Genomic DNA, 15,619 nt, shown 5'->3' on the forward strand with positions numbered 1-15,619 from the left:
CATGGCCTTCGTTGCCACGCTTCTCGCCAATCCGTCAAATCCGATCCTTGAGCCCGCGCTTGCCGAGCGCGCCGCCGAAAGCCTCGCGGCCTCCGGTCTCTACTGGCTCGCCGACGGGATCGCCTGCGACATCGTGCTGAAGGACGGCACCGACGAGAAGGCCGCCGAAGCGGAGCTTCGCGCGCTGATCGGCGATCAGAAGATCGACGTCGCCGTGCAGGACGCCGACACGCGGCGCAAGAAGTTCCTGATCGCCGACATGGATTCGACCATGATCGGCCAGGAATGCATCGACGAACTGGCGGCCGAAGTCGGCCTCAAGGACAAGGTGTCGCTGATCACCGCCCGCGCCATGAACGGCGAGATCGCCTTCGAGCCGGCGCTCCGGGAACGGGTCGCGCTGCTGAAGGGCCTGCCGATCAAGGTGGTCGACGAGGTAATCGAAAAGCGCATCACGCTGACCCCCGGCGGCCTCGAACTGATCGCCACGATGAAGGCCAGGGGTCACTACACCGCCCTCGTCTCCGGCGGTTTCACCGTGTTCACCGCACCAATCTCCGCCCGCCTCGGTTTCCACGAGAACCGCGCCAACATCCTGCTGGAAAAGGACGGCATCCTCACCGGCGAGGTCGCCGAACCGATCCTCGGCAAGCAGGCCAAGGTCGATGCCCTGGTCGACATCTCCGCGCGCCTCGGCATCGACACCCACGAGGCGATCGCGGTGGGCGACGGCGCCAACGACCTCGGCATGCTGGAACTCGCAGGCTCCGGCGTCGCCCTGCACGCCAAGCCCTCGGTCGCCGCCCAGGCGAAGATCCGCATCGATCACGGTGACCTCACCGCCCTGCTCTACCTGCAGGGCTATCGCAAGACCGATTTCGTCACGCCCTGAGCCACAACGGAGAGCGGCCATGGGATTGATCCTCGAAACGCCGCGGCTCGTTCTGCGCAATTGGCGGGACGACGACCGCGACCTGTTTCGCGAGATCAACCGCGATCCCAAGGTCATGGAATTCTTTCCCTTCCGCCGCTCCCCGGAGGAAGCCGACGCGATGATGCAGCGCATGCGTGCCATGATCGACGAGACGGGTCTCGGTTGCTACGCGGTGGAATTGAAGCAGAGTGCCGAGCCGATCGGCTTCTGTGGCCTGTCAAAGCCAGACCTCGCCCCGATCCTGCCCGAGGCGACCGTCGAGGTCGGCTGGCGGCTCGCCACCCGTTTCTGGGGCCAGGGCTACATCACCGAAGCGGCACGCGCGCTTGTCGATTTCGGATTCGCGACCAAGGGCTTATCCGAAATCGTTTCCTTTGCGGTTGAAGCCAACAGGCGCTCGACCGCAGTCATGGAAAGGCTCGGCATGCGCCACGACGCGCAGCGCGATTTCGACCATCCGCGGGTGCCCGACACCCATCCGCATCTGAGACGTCACGTCCTTTACCGGATCAGCCATCCCGAGGTTTGAACAAGGGCGCGCTCAGGCGCCCTTGACGATGTAGCCGCCCGGCGCATTCGCCCAGGGGAAACGCTTCACAGGAGCAACGATGCCGTTCTTGCGGGCAAAATCGTCCCAGGCCCGCGTCTCGCCCGGCCATTTGCTCGTCGCGTATTCGTCGAGGATCAGCACGCCGCCCGGCACCAGCCGGTCCCAGCAATGCTCGAGAATGGTCTTGGTCGGCTCGTAGATGTCGACATCGACATTGATCAGGCAGAAGCGCGATTCCGGGTTCTGCTCCAGCCATTCCGGCAGGGTCTTGGAGATATCGCCCTCGACGATCTGGCCGCGCCCGGTCGGCAGCACGCCGTCCTCGTTGTGCAGCTTGAGGAGTTCGCGGAACTCGTCGAGGAAATTCTCGGAGCTGAGGCCCCCGACTTCTTTCTGCACGTTCGCGTCGTGGACGCCGTCCTCTTCATGCAGGCTCGGAAAGCCGGCAAAGCTGTCGAAGCCGATGACCTTCTTGTGGGTGGCGGTCGGGGTCAGGACCTCGATGAACTTGTGCCAGCTGAAGAAGGACTTGCCGTAGTAGACGCCGAAATCGGCATAGTGTCCCGGCAGTTCCACGGTGAGCTTGAACAACTCGTAATGTGCCAGCTGCCGGATGAAGGAGCGTCGGCTGACATAGGTCGGGAACAGATCGAGATAATGGCGCACGTCGTGCGGCCAGCGGGTGGTGATCTCGTTGAGCTTGTTGAAAAACTTGCTCTCGCCATCCGAGGGGTAGAAAAAAGTGTCCTTCATGTGTCCGATGCGCCTCCCGCCTGGTCGCGTCCGGTCGACACCGCCATCGAAGATGGACCTTGAGTCGTCGTCGCTGCGTCTATGTGCTGAAGGGACCCTAGGCAGCGAAACTTGTCCCAGGCTGTGAGCTTCATCGACTGTGCAAAGCCCTGATTTGTCGCGTTTTGCAACAATGCGGCCGGCGTTAATCATCCGCTCACGCTGTTTGCATGCGCCATCCGCGGTCCGCGCGGTTTCACGGGCTTTTAAGTTCTTGCATTTATTCTAATATCCATGAACACGATCGATCCTGCCCGGTTTCTCCAAAACCTCCGTTCCCTCGGCGGCGCCTTTCTGCGTCTCGGCCAAGCCGGCCAGACCGAGGCCGAGGCCGGCCGCATCCGGGCCGTGCGCATGGCGGCCGTTCTACGCAATACGCCATGGATGATGGCTGCCAACATCGCCAACGCAGTGGTCGCGCTCATTGCCTTTGCCGACAGCGACCGGCTTCCCTGGGTCGCCGCCTGGGCGTCACTCGTGGTTCTGATTGCCGCCGTCACCGGCTGGACCTGGTTCCGCAACCGAAACCTTCCCCCGCGCCAGACGGCTTCTCTCCGGGGTGCCCGCCGGGCAGTGATCTACGCCGTGCTGTTGAGCGGCCTGTGGGCTGCGCTGGTCCTGCTGTTCTATCTGCACGCCACGGACGACCAGCGGCTCGTGATCGTCGCGATCACGGTCGGCATGATAGGCGGCGGCGGTTTCGCGCTCGCGACCATACCGCCGGCCGCGATCACCTTCAGCGTATTGATGGGAATGGGGTCATTGCTGGCCCTGAGCGTCGCGGCAGAGGCCGTCGGCATCAGCCTGTTGGCGCTCTACGTCATCTACACGGCGATCATCGTGCGTTCCTCGCTGGCGCTCTGCGAAAACCTGACGATCCGGGTTCGCGCCCAGATCGCCGCCGACGAACAGCGCGACGTCATCGGTCTGCTGCTCAACGACTTCGAGGAGAATGCCGCCGACTGGCTTTGGGGGATCGACGGGAATCTTGTCCTGCGGCGCGCCTCGTCCCGCTTCTTCGAGCAGCTCCGCTGCACCGAGGCCGAAACCTTCGGCAGACCACTCTGGGACGTCTTGCCCTGCAGCAGCGGCGGCACCTGCCGGGTGCTGCAGAATCTCAATGACGCCGATGCCCTTCGCCTGCAACTGGACAGCCACGCCTCTTTCCGCGACTTCGAGCTCTGCGTCTCGCAGAACGGAGAACCGGGCGTCTGGTCGCTCAGCGCCAAGGCCATGTTCGACGACGGAGGCCGGTTCATCGGCTATCGCGGCGTCGGCCGCGACGTGACCCAGGCCCGCGAGGCCCGCCGCCGCATCGAATACATGGCGCGCCACGACAGTCTCACCGACGTCGGCAACCGGGTACTGCTGAACGACGACCTCAACCGGGCGATCGACCGTCTTGAGCGCTTCGACGAGCATTTCGCCATCCTCCTGCTCGATCTTGACCGCTTCAAGCAGGTCAACGACACGCATGGTCACGGCGCCGGCGATCAGCTGCTGCGCGAGGTGGCCAAGGTGCTGCAATCCGTCTGCGGAGAAACCGACACGCTCGCCCGGCTCGGCGGCGACGAGTTCGCCGTCATCCATACCTCCATGCAGGACCCGCGCGCCGTGGCGATTCTCGCCGACCGGCTGGTCAACGCGCTCTCCCAACCCTTCCCACTGACGTCCGGCACCGCCCGCATCGGCGCCTCGATCGGCATCGCCTGCGCCCCGCTCGACGGCCGCGACGCAGACGCCCTGATGCGCCACGCCGATCTTGCGCTCTATCGCGCCAAGGCGGACGGCCGCAACCGCTTCCACTTCTTCGACACATCGCTCGACGCCGCCGCACGCCGCCGCAACCTGATAGAACAGGAACTGCGCGCCGCCGTGGCGGCCAGATCCCTGACGCTGCACTTCCAGCCGCTGGTCGACAGCCGCAGCGGTCAGGTGGTCTGCGCCGAAGCCCTCCTGCGCTGGCACCACCCGACCCTCGGGGCGATCAGCCCGACGGAGTTCATTCCGATCGCCGAAGACATCGGCCTGATCGAGAAGATCGGCGCCTGGGTCATCCGCGAGGGTTGCATGACCGCAGCCTCCTGGCCCGAGCCGGTGCGGATCGCCGTCAACCTGTCGCCCCGCCAGTTCACCGGCACGGGACTCTATGCCGGCATCGCCGCCGCACTGCGCGACAGCGGCCTGCCGCCGGCCCGCCTCGAGCTGGAAGTGACAGAATCCCTTCTGTTGAAGACGGACACGCTGGTCGAATCGACGCTTGTCGCGATCACAGCCCTCGGTGCGCGCGTCGCCCTCGACGATTTTGGCACGGGTTATTCCTCGCTCAGCTATCTGCGCAAATATCGCTTCGACAAGCTGAAGATCGACCAGTCCTTCATCTCCGACATCGAAACCAATCGCGACAGCCGCGCTATCGTCGATGCGATCATCCGGCTCGGGCACGACCTTGGCATGTCTCTGGCTGCGGAAGGCGTCGAGACCGAAGCGCAGTACGACATCCTGCAGACCCTCGGCTGCGGCGAGATCCAGGGATATCTGATCGGCAGGCCCATGCCGGCAGAAGATATGGAGCGGTTTCTGACGAACGAACGTCAACCTCGGGCGATCCGCCAGATCGCCTGACACGCCCGCCATCGGCAAGCGACCGGACCGCCGCCCCAATGGATGCCTGAAGCTCCGGGACTATTCGAGCGGAATGGCGACGTGGCGCAGATTGCCCTCGGCGTCGGCGATCATCACATAGGCGTTGCGCCGGCCCTCGTTCTTGAGCGCGCTCAGCGTCTGGCCGACATCCTCCGGCGTCTCGACGAATTCCTGGGCCACCTCGACGATCACCTGGCCGGGCTCAAGACCCTTTTCGGCCGCCGGCGAACCCGGCTTGACGGCCGTGATCACCACACCTTCGACGCTCTCGGCGATCGCGTAGGTCTTGCGCGCGGCGTCGTCGAGCGTGCCGAGTTCGAGGCCGATTGCGCCAAGCACGGCCGGCAGCTGCCCATCCGGCGCCGACGGCGACTGTTGTTCACCACCCTCGTCGCCGGGCGCGATCTCCTCGCCGTCGTCCTGCGGCAGGTCGCCGTCCTCCGGCGTCGTGCCCGGCTGCGCCGATGCATCAGCCGCCTGCTCGTCATCGAGCTGCCCAAGCTTGACCTTGAGGTCCTGTTCCTTGCCGTTGCGCAGGATCTTCACCTCGACCTCGGCGCCGACGGCGCTCTCGGCGACGATCCGCACCAGGTCGCGGGTGTCGTCGACGCCCTTGCCATCGAAGCCGACGATCACGTCGCCGACCCGGATCGGGCCATTCTCGACCGGCCCGCCCTTGACCAGCCCGCTCACCAGCGCGCCCCGCGCCTTGCCGATCTTCAGGCTCTCGGCCACTTCGTCGGAAACCGGCTGGATGCGCACGCCGAGCCAGCCGCGACGCGTCTCGCCGAATTCGATCAGCTGCTTGACGACGTTTTCCGCAAGTTCGGTGGGTACCGCGAAGCCGATGCCGATCGATCCGCCGCTCGGCGAGATGATCGCCGTGTTGATGCCGATCACCTCGCCGCTCATGTTGAACAGCGGGCCACCGGAATTGCCCTTGTTGATCGCCGCGTCGGTCTGGATGAAATTGTCATAAGGGCCGGCATTGATGTTGCGGCCGCTCGCCGAGATGATGCCGACGGTGACCGAGCCGCCGAGCCCGAAGGGATTGCCGATCGCCATCACCCAGTCGCCGATGCGCATCTTGCGCGAATCGCCGAACTTCACGGCGGTCAGCGGCGCTGGCGATTCGACCTTCAGCACAGAAAGGTCGGTCTTCGTGTCGGTGCCGACCAGCTTGGCCTTGAGCTTCGAACCGTCCGGGAAGATCACCTCGATGTCGTCGGCACCCTCGATCACGTGATTGTTGGTGACGACGAAACCCGCCGGGTCGATGACGAAACCGGAGCCGAGCGAGTTGACCTTGTTATTGCCGCCATCCTTGCCGCGGTTCTTGAAAAAATCCTCGAACAGCTCCTGGAAGGGCGAGCCTTCCGGCACCTGCTGCACCGGCCCCTCGCCCTCTTCCTTGACGCTCTGCGAGGTGGAAATATTGACGACGGCCCCGAGCAGGCCCTGCGCCAAGTCGGCGACCGATTCCGGTCCCTGCGCCAGCGCCGGACGCGCCGCACCGAGCGAACCGAAAGCCAAGGCCGTCCCGAGCAGCAGAGCCGGAATGAGCGTGCGGGACTTGGCGGCGGTCAGGGTCATGCGGTCTTCCTCTCGCGAACAGGCGTCTTTTTTGGCCGCAGCATAAGGCGGAAAGATGAAAGGGGAAATCAATTTCACCGGAGCGCGGGATCAGCCGGAGCTAGCCGCGGACCAGCCAGACGAGCCCGACGCCGCAGGTCACGGAGATCAGGCCCGCAAGCCGCAACTGCTCCGGCGGAATGGACGGAAGCAGGCGTGCCATCTGCACAAGAAATCGAGGGGCCAGTGCATAGACCAGCCCCTCGATGATCAGGAAAAAGGCAAAACCTGCGAGCAGATCCGCCATGGTCACCGTCAGTTACCGGTGGCCGGTACGGCCGGGGCCGCCGGTGTACCCTCGGAGTCGTTGAAATAACGGAAGAACTCCGAATTCGGCGACAGCACCATCGTCGTTCCGGTACCGCTCAGCGCTCCGGAATAGGCCCGCATCGAGCGATAGAACTCGAAGAACTGCTCGTCACGGCCGAAGGCTTCGCCGAAGACCCGGTTGCGTTCGGCATCGCCCTGACCGCGCAGGATTTCCGAATCGCGCTGGGCTTCCGCCTGCAGCTCGACGACCTGGCGGTCGGCGATCGCACGGCGGCGCTGGCCTTCTTCGTTACCGCGGGCGCGGATCAGTTCGGCCTCGGCCAGACGTTCGGCCTTCATCCGGTCGAAGGTCTGCTGCGAGACTTCCTGGGTCAGGTCGGTGCGGCGGATGCGCACGTCGGAAATGGTGACGCCGAGCGATTCGGCATCGACCCTGAGGTCTTCGCGCACTTCCTGCATCATCGACGAACGCGCGTCGGAGAGCGCCGCCTCGAAGCCGCGCAGACCGTAGACGCGACGCAGCGAAGCGTCGAGGCGGGTGCGCAGTCGCGATTCAGCCGATTCCCGGTCGCCGGAAACCGTTTCGCGGAAGCGGCGTGCATCAGTGATCTTGTAGACCACGAAGGCATCGACTTCATAGAACTTGCCGCCGGAGACCTGGACGCGGATGTTGTCGAGGTCGAAGCGGAGCGCCTGATCCTCGACATACTGGACGCGGTCGGCGTCGGCGAAGGCGAAGGGCAGCTTGAAGTAGAGGCCCGGCTCCTTGTGGACGGCCTGGATCTGGCCGAAGCGCACGACGATCGCCTGCTGGCGTTCGTTGACGACGAAGACCGAGGAGTAGACGAGCAGCAGCACGGCGGCGAGCCCGATCAGGACATAAGCGAGACGATTGGACATGATCAATTGCCTCCCTGCGTCTGGGTCTGGGGCTGCGTCGGGGTCTGGCCCATGCGGCCGATTTCATTGAGCGGCAGGTAGGGAACGACGCCCTGCTGGTTCTCGCCGATGATGACCTTGTTCGAGTTCTTCAGAACCTGCTCCATGGTTTCGAGATAGAGGCGCTTGCGGGTCACGTCCGGCGCCTTGCTGTATTCGTCATAGATGTCGACGAAACGCTGGGCTTCACCCTCGGCCTCCTTGACGACCCGATCCTTGTAGGCGGCTGCCTCTTCGCGGATCTGCGCGGCCTGACCGCGGGCCTGACCAAGCTGCTGGTTGGCATACTTGTTGGCTTCCTCGACGAAACGGTCCTCGTCCTGCTCGGCACGCTGCACTTCGTCGAAGGCATCGGCCACTTCGCGCGGCGGGGCCGCATCCTCGATGGCAACCGCATTGATCGAAATGCCGGCGCCGTAATTGTCCATCGTGCCCTGCATGATCGCCTTGACGTCCGCAGCGATCTGCTGACGGGCGTCGCGGAAGATGTCCTGGGCCGGACGGCGGCCGACCACTTCGCGCATCGCGCTTTCGGCGACCTGCTGCAGCGTCAGCTGCGGGCTTTCGAGGTTGAACAGGAAGGCCTTCGGATCGCTGACCGTGAACAGCACCGAGAACTGCACGTTGACGATGTTCTGGTCGCCCGACAGCATCAGGCCGGCGTTCGACGAGGTCGAAGCCTTGGCGCCGATGTTCTGCTGCTGCTCGGTCACCTTGGTGATCTCGACGGTTTCGAGCGGCCACAGATGGAAGTGCAGGCCCGGCATGGAAATGTCTTCGGTCGGCTTGCCGAAGCGCAGCTCGACGCCGCGCTCGTCCGGCTGGACGGTGTAGATCGCCTGAACCAGCCAGAAGGCCGCAAGGACGAGGACCAGCACAGCGATGACGCCGCCATTGAACCCGCCGGGAACGATGTTCTTCAGCCGGTCCTGACCGCGCCGGATCAGATCTTCGAGATCCGGGGGCGTGTTGCCGCCACCGCCGCCGCGCGGCCGGTTCGGCCCCTGCCCCCAAGGGCCCTTGTTATCGCCGCCGCCGCCGCCCCATGGGCCGCCGCCGTTCTGATTGCTCCAGGGCATTCATACCTCTTAGCTTTGAATTCTCTCCCGATGCCTGCGCGGCTGCCTTGCGGCCCCTCGCGGACGTTAGTCCCGTTATAGGTATCGGCACCGATGCTTTCAACGGAAAGCACCTAACTTCTTCGAGAGATACGGAAAATAGTGCGTTATGCCGCAGGCCTGCGGCGATAGACGGCGTAGCGCGTCGGGTAATTGTCCTTTTCCCCGGCCGGCACGTGCGTTTCCTCGATTTTCTCGAAGACCGCCGGATCGATCGCCGGAAACACCGTGTCGCCGTCGATCACGGCTTCGACATGCGTGACGTGCAGTTCGTCGCAAAGCGGCAGGGCCTGCCGGTAGATCTCGCCGCCGCCGGCAATACAGACCGCATCGACGCCCGAGGTGACCGCGATCGCCTTCGCCCGAGAAATCCCCTCTTCCAGGCTGCCCGCCGTCTCGACGCCCGGCATCTCGATCGCCGGCCCGCGGCTGACGATCACATGCGGCCGGCCGGGCAAAGGTTTGCCGCCGACGGATTCGAAGGTCTTGCGCCCCATCAGCAGCGGCTTGCCGAGCGTCAGCGCCTTGAACCGCTTGAGGTCGGTCGACAGCTTCCACGGCATGTCGCCGTCGCGGCCGATCACGCCATTCTCCGCCATGGCGACAACGATTACGATCTTCGGGTCAGACATGGCCTGCCTTTCGGGGAAACCATCCACCGCCATCAGACGGCGATCGGCGCCTTGATGCTGGAATCGGCTTCATAGCCCTCGAGGCTGAAGTCCTCGAATTGAAAGGCAAACAGGTCGCGCACCTGCGGATTGATCCGCATCGTCGGCAATGCCTTCGGCGCCCGCGAAAGCTGCAGCTTGGCCTGCTCGAAATGATTGGCGTAGAGATGCGCATCGCCGAACGTGTGAACGAAGTCGCCAGGCTCGAGATCCGTCACCTGCGCCACCATCATCGTCAGCAGCGCATAGGAGGCGATGTTGAAGGGCACGCCGAGGAAGATGTCGGCCGAGCGCTGGTAGAGCTGGCAGGACAGTCTGCCGTCGGCGACATAGAACTGGAACAGGCAGTGACAGGGCGGCAGCGCCATCTCGTCGACTTCCGCCGGGTTCCAGGCGGAAACGATATGGCGGCGCGAATTGGGGTTCGTCTTGATGCTCGTCACCAGATTGGCGATCTGGTCGATATGCCCGCCCTTGCCGTCGGGCCAGGAGCGCCACTGCGCGCCGTAGACCGGGCCGAGATCGCCGTTCTCGTCGGCCCACTCGTCCCAGATGCTGACACCATGCTCCTTGAGATAGGCGATATTGGTATCGCCCTTCAGGAACCACAGGAGTTCATGGATGATCGAGCGCAGATGCAGCTTCTTGGTCGTGGTGACCGGAAAACCTTGGGAAAGATCGAAGCGCATCTGGTAGCCGAACACCGAGCGCGTGCCCGTGCCGGTGCGGTCGCCCCGGTCGGAGCCGGTGTCCACCACGTGGCGCAAGAGGTCGAGATACTGCTTCATGGTTTTGCCGCCGATTCCTGTTCGGCGGCAATGTAGCGTTCCCGAGCGGCGGAACCAAGCGGCCCCGCCGGTTTTCCAAGATTGACGTCAGAGGTCGCCCAGTTTGCCGAGTTCCTTGGCGACCAGATAGTAGAAGGTCACCCGCGACTTGGCGTTGTTGCCCTTCATTGCCACGCAGACAGCATCGACGGCCTTGTCGGCGGCGTCGCCCGTCACGCCGAGCTTCTTGCCGCACCACTTCTCCTTGACGCGGGCCAGTTCTTCCGGGTCCGACGCGGACACCAGCGAGGAATCGCGATTGCGAAGGGCAATGCCAAGATGGCGCACAATCTTGTTGACCACCGCTTCGTCGGCGCCGGCATCGTAAAGCTTCACATCTGCGAGATAGTCCGTCATGGCCTTCTTCCTTTCGCTTGAACGCGGGCGTCTCATGCGCGCCCGCTTGATAAGCAGAATGTGAGAACCGCGTGTGACCGTCAAGCGGCCAGGCTTCACCCGGCCGGTCATGGTGCAAAATTCGCCGGCGCCAATTGAGTTTCGGCAAGAATCCGGCGATGAAAGCGGTTCGGCACACACGGTCGCCCCGGACAAATGGAGGCATATCTGAATGGCATTCCAAAGGTTGATCCTGGCGCTGCTGGCGGCGCTTTCCATGGCCAATGCGCCGGTTGCCGCCCGCGCCCAGTCGGGTGCACCCCATCATCTCGTCGGCCTGTGGAATGTCGAAGCCGGCGGACCCGTTGGAAAATGCCAGATCGAGCTGCAAAGCCATAGCTTCGCCGGACGCCTCGCCGCCCGCTCCATCCTGTGCATGGGGCCGCTCGCCTTCGTCAACGGCTGGGCGCCCGAGCGCAACGGTTTTATCCTGATCGGGATTGATGGCCGCCCGATTGCGAGCTTCGCACCGGCGCGCGGCATCATGAACGGCCGGCTCGCCGACGGTTCACTGGTCGTCATGCGACCGGCCGGCGGCCAGCGCACGGATGCTGCACAGCCGGCGCCGGGCGGCGGCGCAAACCCCTGCTATATCCGCGAGGACACCGGCAAGTGTGTAGGCCCCGAGGACACGGTCGCGCCGCGCGGGCCGCATCCGGTCCGGGTGATGATCACCGGCCTGATGAACATCCGCCGCGAACGCAGCCTCGAAAGCCAGGTCGTCGGCCAGGTGAAGGCCGGCCAGTGCATCATCGTCAACGCCTGCTTCGACACCAGATGGGGCGTTCGCTGCGAGATCCCAATGGACGGCGGCGCGACCCGCGGCTTCATCCTGAAGTACTACGAGAAGAAGGGCAGCGACTATGTCGGCTTCGTCAATCGCTGCTGACGAAAACTTCCTTGCGGTTTGCCCTTTTCATCGGTGGATGAAACACCTATATCTCCCTTGCCGGGGCTTGCTCCGGATATGGCGATAAACGGTCGGTGTAATAAGCCTATTGGACCCGGGGGCGGTACCCGGCGCCTCCACCAAAAACCGGTCGGTCTTCGAAGACCGGCTTTTGATGGGGGCGAAATAGGATCGACAAGGGTGTAAAGATCGAACTTTTGCTCGGCATGATACCGCCGTTATCGGGTCACAAGTGTAGTTGCAAACGACAACAACGCTAAGGGTTATGCTCTCGCTGCCTAATGGCGGTGCGGGAAATCCGAACTAAGCCCTCAAGGTTAGCCCCTTGAGGCGGGGTCCGAAGGCACCTGGCAACAGAAGCCTTCACCTTCCCTCCCCTTTGCCTACCCTCCGCTTTTCAAATCGTGTAATATGCATTGTTATGACTCGGGTGACGGGGGGCTTTCCCCGGATGCGGCGTCGTGGCATATAGCCGCGCGAAGACGCCAAGCAAGAGAAAGACAGGATCATATGGGGAACGACCATATTCGCTACGACATTCTGGCTCAGGACGCGCTGCGCGGCGTCATCCGCAAGGTATTGACCGAAGTCGCAGCCACCGGCCGTCTTCCGGGTGACCACCATTTCTTCATCACCTTCCTGACCGGCGCGCCGGGTGTGCGCATCTCGCAGCACCTGAAGGCCAAATATGCCGAGCAGATGACCATCGTCGTCCAGCACCAGTTCTGGGAGCTGAAGGTCACCGACAGCCTGTTCGAGATCGGGCTTTCCTTCTCCGACACCCCGGAAAAGCTGGTCATCCCGTTCAACGCCATCCGCGGCTTCTACGACCCCTCCGTCAACTTCGAACTCGAATTCGACGTGCCGCTGGCGGACGAAGACGAGGAAAGCGCGGAGATCACCGCCTACCCGGTTTCGGCTATCGAACGGACCGAGGACCAGTCCGAGCCCAAGGCTGGCGACGAAGAGAAGAAGCCGGGCTCCGTCGTCTCGCTCGACGCGTTCCGCAAGAAGCAGTAATCTCCGAGAAGATCCGCGCGCCGTCGCCCGATGGCGCGCTCCGTTCCGGGATGAGAGGCATGAGCGCAGACGTCGTCAATCTCCGCCAGTTTCGCAAGGCCAAGACCCGCACGCAAAAGGAAAAGCAGGCGGAACAGAACCGCCTGACCTTCGGCCGCAGCAAGGCCGAGAGGAACCTGACGGACGCGCGCAACGCCAAGGCCGAAAAGACGCTCGACCAGGGCCGCCTCGACAGGTTGGAAGACGAATAGTCGACCGGCAAAAACGATTCCCGATCAAGCACCTGTGCGGTTTTCCGGACTCACCTTGTCAGGCACTTGAATCAATGTCGGAGCCCGAGCCGCGATGATCCGCAAGCACTCGATCACCCTGCACGGCCACCGAACCAGTTTTTCGCTGGAAGAGGAATTCTGGGACGAGCTGAACACCATCGCCGAGCAGCGCCAGATCCCGCTTGCCGCCCTCGTCGTTGAAGTCGACGAAAACCGCGACCCGCGCACAAACCTCTCCTCAGCCGCCCGGCTTTATGTCCTCGCCCACCTCAAGGCAGCAGCGCGGCGTGAACCGTAACGAGCAGCGCGCGAAACATTATACAACTAAACAATTTATTAAGGGGTTCGTCCTAGTCTGGGATTGTCCAACGATAATTGCGTCGATGCCCTCGTATTTTAAGGCTCAGTTGCGCGTAATTGCCCATCGATACAACCGTGTAAACGTGATTTCACAAAGCTCCTTTTTCTTGAGGATTCAAACATGGTAACCGCAATTTCCTCTACCTCGGCCACCACATCCACCACCGCCCTCGACCAGGCCAGTTCCTCCAGCGCCTCGCTGAAGTCGTCGATCGCCAAGCTCGAAAGCCAGATCACCTCGAAGGAAGAGGAACTGGAAAGCGCCGAAACCGACGACGAGGAGTCGGAGATCAACGACGAACTGACCGACCTGCGCGCCTCGCTGGCCAAGCTCGAAGCCCAGCAGGCGCAGATGGAGGCCGCCGAGAACGCCGCCAAGACCACCGCGAAAACGCCCACCGCCGAGCAGGCCAAGCCTGCCCTCCTGTCGGGCGAAAGCGACAAGATCGGCAGCACCAACTACGACGAAGAGACGCCGTTCGGCGAGCGCTACGCCTACGTCTGAGCGAAAACTCCATTGACGAACGATGGAAGGCGGCCGCCAAGGCCGCCTTCTTTATGGCTTCGCGTCGACCTTGGCCGGACACGGCTTGAAGCGAGTCGCGCCGTCGGCGTCGAGGGCACCGGTGGCCGAAAGCGACATCAGCCCCTCGCCGTCCCGCTCGTAGACATGGCGGTCCAGCCAGAAGTCGGCCTCGCCTGAACACAAAAGGTCAACCACAAGGCTTTCCTTGAGCATCGACGCAGCGCCGAAATTGCAGCCGTACTCATAGCCCCGGACCAGCGCCTTGCCCTTGCCCGCATCATATTCGAAGGTCAGCGGCCCCATGTCGCAGGAATATTCCGTGTCCGGTTCGGCGTTCTCGACTGCAAAGCCGTCCTTCGCCCTGGCCAGTTCGGCAACGAAAGCGGTCACCTTGTCGTCGAGCACGGCGCTGGTCTCATAGCCCCAGTTACCGAGCCGCCAGCCGGCCGCCTCGGCGAAATCCTCGAAGCGCTTCTTGCCCTTGCAGGCCGTGGTGTCGTCGCAATCGAGGAAATAATCCTCCATCTGCTTGTCGATCTCCTCCAGCGCCATCAGTTCGAGCGCCGCAGGATAGTAGCCGAGCAGCGCCGCATTGCCGAGCGCCCCGGCGCACACGCCGGCCGTCGACTGTTCGAAACAGGCGCGCATCGACGCAGTCAGCCGCCGTTCGACCACGGGCCTGAAGGCATCCTCGCGCGTCACGTCCCTCGCCTCGCCGTCGCGCAAGCCCATGATCTTCACCGGCGGCACCGATTCGGCATAGCTCGAGAAGGCGTAGAGGAAGCGATCGTCGCGCAGGTCGAATTCGACATTGCCGTCCTCGTCGAGATCGGCCGGAACGACCCCGAAACCGTCGAACGTGCCAAGCTCGACGGTCTTGACCGCGTCGTCGCTCGCATGGGCAAGCGCCACCGCCGTGCAGCAATGCGCTCCGCCGCTGAACGAGGAAAACACCACGCCCGGCTGCGCCCATTGCAGCGGATAGATGCCGATCTGGCCGCGCGCCATCTCGTCCGGGCCGGTCTCCAGCCGGATCACCGTCTCGCCCTTCTCCTTGTGGCGAACCGTGAGCACGGCCGTCGCCGTACCCTCGTCATTCTCCTCGCCGCTCAGCGTCAACGTCCAGTCCTCGCCGCTATAGGTCTTGCCGAAATCGGCGCGCGTCCAGTCGACCATCATGCCGGAGCCGATCGTCACCTCCTGCGCTTCGCTCGTTTCCTCCGTCTTGGTCGGGCCGAAATCGCCGCGATCGAGCGCCCGGGCGCAGTCGGCGATCTGCTTCAGCGTATCGTTGGAGCCGGACAGCGAGAACGGGCCGTAGCTGACATTGTCGAGGCTCAGCGTCATCCGCCCGGCATCGCGCAGCGCGGCCATGAAGCTCGCATGGGGATTGGTCAGGTAGAGCCCGCCGGATCCATTGGTGACATTCGCCCGCATGGTGCCGGTCCATTTGCGCCGATCGGTATGGACGACGACGTCGTAGTCTTCCTCGTTGGTCAGCCAGCCGAGCTTGCTGCTGGCGATCAGCACGACCACGTCCTTGCTGTTCGGCCGCACGAAGAACAGCCCGCCCTTGCCACCCTTCGGCGAGGCGATGCAGACCTTGTCCTGGCGGTCATAGGCCACCGTCCAGCCGCGATTCTCGGCGAACGGCTGATATCGCTCCTCCGAAACCGCCGGGCCGGCAGCGCCGGCCAGAACAAGCAGGAAAACATACGTGAAAACCGTGCGAAACATACTCAAGCCCCCCTTGCCC

The 15,619-nt window shown here is 63.6% G+C and carries 17 protein-coding genes and 1 other RNA gene; 9 read left to right on the forward strand and 9 right to left on the reverse strand.

Annotated elements, in window-relative coordinates; genetic code table 11:
• The first annotated feature begins 1 nt into the window (after nucleotide 1).
• Together serB and L867_RS0102990 are read left to right on the forward strand one after the other, a co-directional pair.
• Nucleotides 2-892: a phosphoserine phosphatase SerB gene (serB, locus tag L867_RS0102985; protein ID WP_028735503.1), complete on the forward strand. Its 891-nt coding sequence runs from the start codon at nucleotides 2-4 to the stop codon at nucleotides 890-892.
• A gap of 19 nt (nucleotides 893-911) precedes the next feature.
• Nucleotides 912-1,463 (forward strand): GNAT family N-acetyltransferase, encoded by a 552-nt coding sequence (locus L867_RS0102990; RefSeq protein ID WP_028735504.1) that lies wholly within the window; start codon nucleotides 912-914, stop codon nucleotides 1,461-1,463.
• A gap of 12 nt (nucleotides 1,464-1,475) precedes the next feature.
• On the opposite strand, the gene L867_RS0102995 is transcribed toward L867_RS0102990, so the two are convergent.
• Complete coding sequence (locus L867_RS0102995) at nucleotides 1,476-2,237, reverse strand: TylF/MycF/NovP-related O-methyltransferase (protein ID WP_028735505.1); 762 nt, start codon at nucleotides 2,235-2,237, stop codon at nucleotides 1,476-1,478.
• 273 nt (nucleotides 2,238-2,510) lie between these two features.
• Here L867_RS0102995 and L867_RS24445 point away from each other — a divergent pair, with 273 nt between their 5' ends.
• Nucleotides 2,511-4,901: a putative bifunctional diguanylate cyclase/phosphodiesterase gene (locus L867_RS24445; RefSeq protein ID WP_051438781.1), complete on the forward strand. Its 2,391-nt coding sequence runs from the start codon at nucleotides 2,511-2,513 to the stop codon at nucleotides 4,899-4,901.
• 60 nt (nucleotides 4,902-4,961) lie between these two features.
• Here the strand turns inward: L867_RS24445 and L867_RS0103005 are convergent, their stop codons facing one another.
• The 7 genes from L867_RS0103005 to L867_RS0103035 all read right to left on the reverse strand — a co-directional run bounded on the left by L867_RS0103005 (nucleotide 4,962) and on the right by L867_RS0103035 (nucleotide 10,736).
• Nucleotides 4,962-6,515 carry a Do family serine endopeptidase gene (locus tag L867_RS0103005; protein WP_051438782.1) on the reverse strand — a complete coding sequence of 518 codons (1,554 nt, stop codon included), beginning with the start codon at nucleotides 6,513-6,515 and terminating at the stop codon, nucleotides 4,962-4,964.
• A 100-nt stretch (nucleotides 6,516-6,615) separates the two neighbouring features.
• A complete protein-coding gene (locus L867_RS0103010) occupies nucleotides 6,616-6,801 on the reverse strand; it encodes a DUF2065 domain-containing protein (protein WP_028735507.1) in 186 nt (61 codons plus the stop codon).
• Nucleotides 6,802-6,809: 8 nt separating this feature from the next.
• Nucleotides 6,810-7,724 carry a protease modulator HflC gene (gene hflC / locus L867_RS0103015; RefSeq protein ID WP_037172367.1) on the reverse strand — a complete coding sequence of 305 codons (915 nt, stop codon included), beginning with the start codon at nucleotides 7,722-7,724 and terminating at the stop codon, nucleotides 6,810-6,812.
• A gap of 2 nt (nucleotides 7,725-7,726) precedes the next feature.
• Nucleotides 7,727-8,842, reverse strand: coding sequence for an FtsH protease activity modulator HflK (gene hflK, locus L867_RS0103020; protein WP_028735509.1), 1,116 nt, complete (start codon nucleotides 8,840-8,842; stop codon nucleotides 7,727-7,729).
• Nucleotides 8,843-8,988: 146 nt separating this feature from the next.
• Entirely contained in the window at nucleotides 8,989-9,513 is a 525-nt protein-coding gene (locus L867_RS0103025; protein ID WP_028735510.1) for a dihydrofolate reductase, read from the reverse strand.
• A gap of 32 nt (nucleotides 9,514-9,545) precedes the next feature.
• Nucleotides 9,546-10,340 carry a thymidylate synthase gene (locus L867_RS0103030; RefSeq protein ID WP_028735511.1) on the reverse strand — a complete coding sequence of 265 codons (795 nt, stop codon included), beginning with the start codon at nucleotides 10,338-10,340 and terminating at the stop codon, nucleotides 9,546-9,548.
• 87 nt (nucleotides 10,341-10,427) lie between these two features.
• Entirely contained in the window at nucleotides 10,428-10,736 is a 309-nt protein-coding gene (locus L867_RS0103035; RefSeq protein WP_028735512.1) for a DUF2853 family protein, read from the reverse strand.
• Nucleotides 10,737-10,947: 211 nt separating this feature from the next.
• Between L867_RS0103035 and L867_RS0103040 the strand changes: the two genes are divergently transcribed.
• The 6 genes from L867_RS0103040 to L867_RS0103060 all read left to right on the forward strand — a co-directional run bounded on the left by L867_RS0103040 (nucleotide 10,948) and on the right by L867_RS0103060 (nucleotide 13,842).
• Nucleotides 10,948-11,664, forward strand: a complete 717-nt coding sequence (locus L867_RS0103040) for an AprI/Inh family metalloprotease inhibitor (protein WP_028735513.1) — start codon at nucleotides 10,948-10,950, stop codon at nucleotides 11,662-11,664.
• Nucleotides 11,665-11,684: 20 nt separating this feature from the next.
• Nucleotides 11,685-12,053, forward strand: a transfer-messenger RNA (tmRNA) gene (gene ssrA / locus L867_RS26690).
• A 142-nt stretch (nucleotides 12,054-12,195) separates the two neighbouring features.
• On the forward strand, nucleotides 12,196-12,705 hold the full coding sequence (locus L867_RS0103045; RefSeq protein ID WP_028735514.1) for an SspB family protein: 510 nt from the start codon (nucleotides 12,196-12,198) through the stop codon (nucleotides 12,703-12,705).
• A gap of 59 nt (nucleotides 12,706-12,764) precedes the next feature.
• Entirely contained in the window at nucleotides 12,765-12,956 is a 192-nt protein-coding gene (locus tag L867_RS0103050; RefSeq protein WP_028735515.1) for a DUF4169 family protein, read from the forward strand.
• 94 nt (nucleotides 12,957-13,050) lie between these two features.
• Entirely contained in the window at nucleotides 13,051-13,275 is a 225-nt protein-coding gene (locus L867_RS0103055) for a ribbon-helix-helix domain-containing protein (RefSeq protein WP_028735516.1), read from the forward strand.
• Nucleotides 13,276-13,458: 183 nt separating this feature from the next.
• Nucleotides 13,459-13,842 carry a hypothetical protein gene (locus tag L867_RS0103060; protein ID WP_028735517.1) on the forward strand — a complete coding sequence of 128 codons (384 nt, stop codon included), beginning with the start codon at nucleotides 13,459-13,461 and terminating at the stop codon, nucleotides 13,840-13,842.
• Between the two features lie 51 nt (nucleotides 13,843-13,893).
• Here the strand turns inward: L867_RS0103060 and L867_RS26295 are convergent, their stop codons facing one another.
• Nucleotides 13,894-15,600 carry a hypothetical protein gene (locus L867_RS26295; RefSeq protein ID WP_051438783.1) on the reverse strand — a complete coding sequence of 569 codons (1,707 nt, stop codon included), beginning with the start codon at nucleotides 15,598-15,600 and terminating at the stop codon, nucleotides 13,894-13,896.
• Nucleotides 15,601-15,619: the final 19 nt, after the last annotated feature.

The sequence above is a fragment of the Paenirhizobium selenitireducens ATCC BAA-1503 genome (genome assembly GCF_000518785.1).
Lineage (GTDB): Bacteria > Pseudomonadota > Alphaproteobacteria > Rhizobiales > Rhizobiaceae > Allorhizobium > Allorhizobium selenitireducens.

Coding starts and splice junctions, on each gene's coding strand:
- serB (WP_028735503.1), top strand. CDS start 2: ATGGCCTTCGTTGCCACGCTTCTCGCCAATCCGTCAAATCCGATCCTT.
- L867_RS0102990 (WP_028735504.1), top strand. CDS start 912: ATGGGATTGATCCTCGAAACGCCGCGGCTCGTTCTGCGCAATTGGCGG.
- L867_RS0102995 (WP_028735505.1), bottom strand. CDS start 2,237: ATGAAGGACACTTTTTTCTACCCCTCGGATGGCGAGAGCAAGTTTTTC.
- L867_RS24445 (WP_051438781.1), top strand. CDS start 2,511: ATGAACACGATCGATCCTGCCCGGTTTCTCCAAAACCTCCGTTCCCTC.
- L867_RS0103005 (WP_051438782.1), bottom strand. CDS start 6,515: ATGACCCTGACCGCCGCCAAGTCCCGCACGCTCATTCCGGCTCTGCTG.
- L867_RS0103010 (WP_028735507.1), bottom strand. CDS start 6,801: ATGGCGGATCTGCTCGCAGGTTTTGCCTTTTTCCTGATCATCGAGGGG.
- hflC (WP_037172367.1), bottom strand. CDS start 7,724: ATGTCCAATCGTCTCGCTTATGTCCTGATCGGGCTCGCCGCCGTGCTG.
- hflK (WP_028735509.1), bottom strand. CDS start 8,842: ATGCCCTGGAGCAATCAGAACGGCGGCGGCCCATGGGGCGGCGGCGGC.
- L867_RS0103025 (WP_028735510.1), bottom strand. CDS start 9,513: ATGTCTGACCCGAAGATCGTAATCGTTGTCGCCATGGCGGAGAATGGC.
- L867_RS0103030 (WP_028735511.1), bottom strand. CDS start 10,340: ATGAAGCAGTATCTCGACCTCTTGCGCCACGTGGTGGACACCGGCTCC.
- L867_RS0103035 (WP_028735512.1), bottom strand. CDS start 10,736: ATGACGGACTATCTCGCAGATGTGAAGCTTTACGATGCCGGCGCCGAC.
- L867_RS0103040 (WP_028735513.1), top strand. CDS start 10,948: ATGGCATTCCAAAGGTTGATCCTGGCGCTGCTGGCGGCGCTTTCCATG.
- L867_RS0103045 (WP_028735514.1), top strand. CDS start 12,196: ATGGGGAACGACCATATTCGCTACGACATTCTGGCTCAGGACGCGCTG.
- L867_RS0103050 (WP_028735515.1), top strand. CDS start 12,765: ATGAGCGCAGACGTCGTCAATCTCCGCCAGTTTCGCAAGGCCAAGACC.
- L867_RS0103055 (WP_028735516.1), top strand. CDS start 13,051: ATGATCCGCAAGCACTCGATCACCCTGCACGGCCACCGAACCAGTTTT.
- L867_RS0103060 (WP_028735517.1), top strand. CDS start 13,459: ATGGTAACCGCAATTTCCTCTACCTCGGCCACCACATCCACCACCGCC.
- L867_RS26295 (WP_051438783.1), bottom strand. CDS start 15,600: ATGTTTCGCACGGTTTTCACGTATGTTTTCCTGCTTGTTCTGGCCGGC.